This window comes from Kitasatospora sp. NPDC056327 (assembly GCF_042261735.1).
Lineage (GTDB): Bacteria > Actinomycetota > Actinomycetes > Streptomycetales > Streptomycetaceae > Kitasatospora.
In genome coordinates this window covers 1-4297 of sequence record NZ_JBHJRC010000450.1, presented here as the reverse complement: position 1 = coordinate 4297, position 4297 = coordinate 1, and the positions used below count along the sequence as shown (strand labels likewise).

Sequence of the window (4297 nt, the reverse complement as noted above, 5' to 3'; positions counted from 1 at the left end):
GCCCTCGCCCTCATCGGGCGAGGGCCACCAGGTCAGGCGTGGCTGTCGAGTTCGCCCGCCTTGATGCGGCCGAGGAGGCCGGCGAACGCAGCCGGGGTCGTGCAGAGGATCACGGTGGGATCGTCCGATTCCCGCAGCTCGACGACTACGGCATCGTGCCGAGGATGCTGGCGTGACACGGGCCGGACCGACATGGCCGCCTGGGCGGCGCTGGAGGCCCACGGCCTTGCCCGTCCTGGAAGGCGCGAGGAATCACCGGGGTCTGACTCCGAAGTCGGACACAGTGATCATCTGCCTCTGAGGCGGGGCCTTCTCTCTGGGTGGAGAGATGCACCACGACCCCCGCGCCACCGGTGGTTCCTCCGGAGTCGTGCGGCGAAGGGGGCAGCGTCGCCCACGAGCAGCCACTGCCGAAAGGGGCTGCAAGCTCACGCGGTCCCCTCAGTTGGGCCGAGGGACGCTGGCGGCAAATCTCTGAAGCACCTTTTCCAGGGTCGACCTCATGGTTGGTACGGGCTGCGCTCCACCGGGCGGCCAACTGTCCCGATTAAGGGACATCACATTGGTAAGCGCAAATCGGACCACCAACTGAAGCATCTCAAAGGCTTCGACTGTGGCAGTCGGCGCAAAAAGTTGAATGTCCATCTTGTGCGACTCCAGTTTTCGCTGGCATTCAAAGATGGCATTGACGATTGGCTCTGCCTGCTGATCGGACAGCGTGGAACGAGTGGGGTGATTGGCGGGAACCAGCTCAATCATGCAATTCGTGACCATGTAGATTTCACGATAGATGCCGTTCATGCGCTCTGCCGTGCTGGCCGGCGTCAGGTTGATGCCACCGCTTACGGTGCCGGCCTGAACGGCGAAATTCAATTCGCTGCCGCTGATCTGATTTCCAGTCATGACCGTCCCTGCTCTCGTCCGCAACAGGGTAGGGCGGGTCACTCGGTTGGTCTACTCGCACGCCCACGAGTACGCCGAATGGCGGGCTGTCCGGTTGCTGGTGGAATCACGGTCGCGGATCACGTGGTCCGCGACTCAAGGGGGAGGGGGAGTCATGTGCACACGGTGCCTTGACCTCAGGGGGTGGGCCGCCCGGGGCGGCGGCCGGCCGGGCGGGGCGCTCCGAAAGCTCCCGGCCGTACCCGCCGGCGATCCCGGCCACGGGTCGCCGTACGCGCCCTGGGTGCGGCGCTGGACCCAGGCACCCCCGGTGACCACCTGCCCTGCCGCAAAGGCGAAGCCGTGCTGAGGGGCCCGGAGAGAGGCACCCTCTCATGGGGGCGAAACGCACAGCTATAAGGTGCTAGACACCTTGAAGCACAAAAGAGACCCCAGCGGGCTACCGCTGGGGATTTCTGCGCAGTCAGAGGTGCTACGCCTCCGGCGGAATGCTGTAGCGGCTCAGGACCTCATCAGCCGTGGACCTTTCCAGTAGCCGAAGTTCCCAGGGGCCGGTATTGACATCGAATTCCTTGCCGAAGCCAACCCATTTTCCAGCCATGCAGCGCCCGGTCGGGTCGGCCAGCAGCTGAATGGCGCCGTGGTACCGCGCCCCCTGGTAGTAACCGTCCTGTGCGGTCTGTTCCACCCACGAGCCCGTCACGATGTTTCGATCGACAGTGAGATCGAACGACAGCGGCGAGCCGGGGTTGGACGACGCCCCAGGAAGGGAGCGGCCAGTGATCCGATTTCCGTTCTGGGACAGCACAACGTGATGCAGGCCGGTGAACGTGTTCTCCCGGCTGCTGCTGAAGAACTCGTAGTGGCTGATCCACACCCCCGAGTAGTCCTCACCCGTAGCGGCGGGCGCCGTCTGCACGGGAATGCCCGTTTCATCGCTGGTCACGTCATGGCCTCCCGTACCGTCCATGCTGACCTTTGGTGACAGCTGTGGTGATTCGAAGCCGAGGCGGTCCACGGAAAGCTTGGTGACTGCCTCAAGGGCTCGAACGTACACCGGCCGGGGTGCCCTGACATCTCCTGACTACCAACGTTGAACGAGGCGCTTGCTTGCGTCGTTGGGCTCACCCTGGGCGGCACCCGCTGCCCTCAGGCGCTGCGCGAACTCGTCTTGGCTGAGACGAAGGCCGAGGCGCACGGCCCGCAAGGTTTCGTTCGGCGTCGTCATGCAGTCCACCATAGGGCTGGTCTCCGCTGGACGACACCGAAATGACGCCTTGCCAAGACGTCAGAGAGACGCCCGCATGGCGTCGCAATGGTTCGACCTCCCAGGACACCATCAAGCCCTCCGCGGACACAGAGGAGCGGCAATGGTGAGGTGCGACCCGACCCCCGAGCCGGACGCTTCGGAGTCCGGTCTCTGTCCATGCGGTAAGCGGATCGACTCGGCTTCGCCCGGCCCGGACCCCGTCGCCGACGTCGGTGAGTGGAAGTGCGGGTGCGGCGCCTTCGGCATCCTGCTGCCGCGGGACTACCTGAAGCGGCACCCGGAGGAGCTGCCCGTTCAAGTGTGCGGGCGAAGGCGGGCCGCATGAACCCGTACGGTCGCGCCGCGGTCGCCGGGCGCTGGTTGAAGCTGATCGGACGTGCCCCCCCCCGGACCGCTCCCAAGGTGTTGTGGCGCGGAACGCTCCAGTGGTCCCGGCCGGTGCTGCTGGTCAGCCCGTCCCGCCGCCGGATCATTCAGGCCGTACGGGACCGGCCCGAGTAGCACCACAGGACCCCCGTCCTGGACACGCTGTCATGGCCGACGCCTGCCCGGGACGAGGGGCAGCTCCGCCCCTGGCCGACAGCATCGGATGCGGGTACGTGCTCAAGGCTGCGGTCGGTTGCGTCGAAGACCTGAAGCTCCCGCGGCAGCAAGAGGTCTACCGGCACACCGACGGGCGGGAAGGCGTGCTCCTCGGACGGCGGCGGCACGACGACCCGACCACCGGAACCGTCACCTCCACCGTGATCTTGTTCCGCAGCCGGGTCGGCTGCAAGTCCGTCGTCCGGGCGCTGAAGTGCGCCGGGCCGAAGCCGGCAGAGAACCAGTACGAGCAGCACCGTTCCGACCGCCCGCCGATCGCCGCGAGACGCCCGTTCCAGCCGGCCAGTCCGCCGACCCGGGACCGGACGACAGACTCCCGTCGGCTGGACCGACGGGCCGCACAAATCCCGGTCCACGCCCGTGGGCCGGACTCAACAGGTCCAGGGAGCACGCATGCATGACGTCCGCACCCTCCTGACCCCCGAAGCGTTCGGGGGCGTCACCGCCACGGTGGTGGACAACAACCCCGGCATGGCGGTCGGCACGGCCGAGCGCATCGTGACCGAGGCGCTGAAGTTCGTCGTCACCGCCCGCAGGTTCCCCACCGTTCGGATCACCCCGTCCAACGTCGTGGACGAGGGGCGGCACGCCCTCATTCTCCACACGCGCCCCTACGCCGGGGTGTGCGAGCGGCTTGGGGGCTTCGTGCACCACTACCCCGAGCGCCCCGACGAGACGCGCCACGACCCGGACGCCCTCGCCCGGACCGTCGCGCTCATCGAAGAGGCCGGCTACACCCCCGACCACGAGCTGTGGACCGGCCCGACCCGCGCCCTGGTGGGCGTCGCCGCCAACTGCTCCCACACCCCGATCCCCGGCGGCTGCGGCCCGATCAACCCCGGCGGGTGCGCGTCGCACTGCTCCGGTGGAGGCGGGGGCGGGGGCGAAGCCCACTAGCCTGAACCCACCCACACGGAGAGGGCGGAGAGCATGGACGAAGACGAAGCCCAGCAGCTGTCCAAGTCGCTTCAGAGACTGGGTATTCGGGGCATCGTCTCTCCCGAAGACCCGGGCGACCCGGACGGGCAATGGCGGGTGTACGACAGTGCCGACCCCAGCACCAGGCGGGACATCACCGACGACGTGCTGACCGCGGTCCGGGGCCGGTCCCGTCAGGCGGGCCAGGCCGGTGCAACGCGGGGGTTCGTCGTCCCCATCCCTCGCTGAGCCGCGCCCTGTAACGGCCCCGTCCGGGTTCGCCCGGGCGGGGCCGCTCCGTGCGATCGGTGACGAAGCTTCCCAGCCCGGTCCCAGTCCTGCGCGCCCTCCCCGACGGCTCCACCGAATACACCTGGATCGCCCGCCAGGCCGGCCACTTCAGCCCCGAAACCAACCCCCACAACCACCAGCCCACCGGCCTCCACCGAACCCCCCGATGACCATGGTGGAGTGGGGAGTGGGGCACACCCACATACCCCACCACCCACCGCCGGCCCGTCGCCGGCGGCAACCCGCGGCCCATGGTGGCCCCCCGGCGGACAAAAAATGGGGGCCCCCCCCGCACCCCCCCCCCACGAAATA

4 protein-coding genes and 1 pseudogene are annotated in these 4297 nt (G+C 68.0%); 3 read left to right on the top strand and 2 right to left on the bottom strand.

Annotated elements, in window-relative coordinates; translation table 11 throughout:
• The first annotated feature begins 38 nt into the window (after nt 1-38).
• Nucleotides 39-176 (top strand): hypothetical protein, encoded by a 138-nt coding sequence (locus ACFCX4_RS35000; protein WP_376151307.1) that lies wholly within the window; start codon nt 39-41, stop codon nt 174-176.
• A gap of 265 nt (nt 177-441) precedes the next feature.
• Here ACFCX4_RS35000 and ACFCX4_RS34995 read toward each other — a convergent pair whose 3' ends face one another.
• Together ACFCX4_RS34995 and ACFCX4_RS34990 are read right to left on the bottom strand one after the other, a co-directional pair.
• Nucleotides 442-903: a hypothetical protein gene (locus ACFCX4_RS34995; protein WP_376151305.1), complete on the bottom strand. Its 462-nt coding sequence runs from the start codon at nt 901-903 to the stop codon at nt 442-444.
• Between the two features lie 472 nt (nt 904-1375).
• Nucleotides 1376-2143 (bottom strand): annotated as a pseudogene (locus ACFCX4_RS34990) (helix-turn-helix domain-containing protein).
• A 1026-nt stretch (nt 2144-3169) separates the two neighbouring features.
• Here ACFCX4_RS34990 and ACFCX4_RS34985 point away from each other — a divergent pair.
• Both ACFCX4_RS34985 and ACFCX4_RS34980 read left to right on the top strand, forming a co-directional pair.
• Nucleotides 3170-3673 carry a glycine-rich domain-containing protein gene (locus ACFCX4_RS34985; RefSeq protein WP_376151303.1) on the top strand — a complete coding sequence of 168 codons (504 nt, stop codon included), beginning with the start codon at nt 3170-3172 and terminating at the stop codon, nt 3671-3673.
• A 33-nt stretch (nt 3674-3706) separates the two neighbouring features.
• Nucleotides 3707-3943 (top strand): hypothetical protein, encoded by a 237-nt coding sequence (locus ACFCX4_RS34980; RefSeq protein ID WP_376151301.1) that lies wholly within the window; start codon nt 3707-3709, stop codon nt 3941-3943.
• Nucleotides 3944-4297: the final 354 nt, after the last annotated feature.

What these genes read in the sequence shown, in the direction of transcription:
- ACFCX4_RS34995 (WP_376151305.1), bottom strand. Translation starts at nt 903, where the DNA reads ATGACTGGAAATCAGATCAGCGGCAGCGAATTGAATTTCGCCGTTCAG.
- ACFCX4_RS34985 (WP_376151303.1), top strand. Translation starts at nt 3,170, where the DNA reads ATGCATGACGTCCGCACCCTCCTGACCCCCGAAGCGTTCGGGGGCGTC.
- ACFCX4_RS34980 (WP_376151301.1), top strand. Translation starts at nt 3,707, where the DNA reads ATGGACGAAGACGAAGCCCAGCAGCTGTCCAAGTCGCTTCAGAGACTG.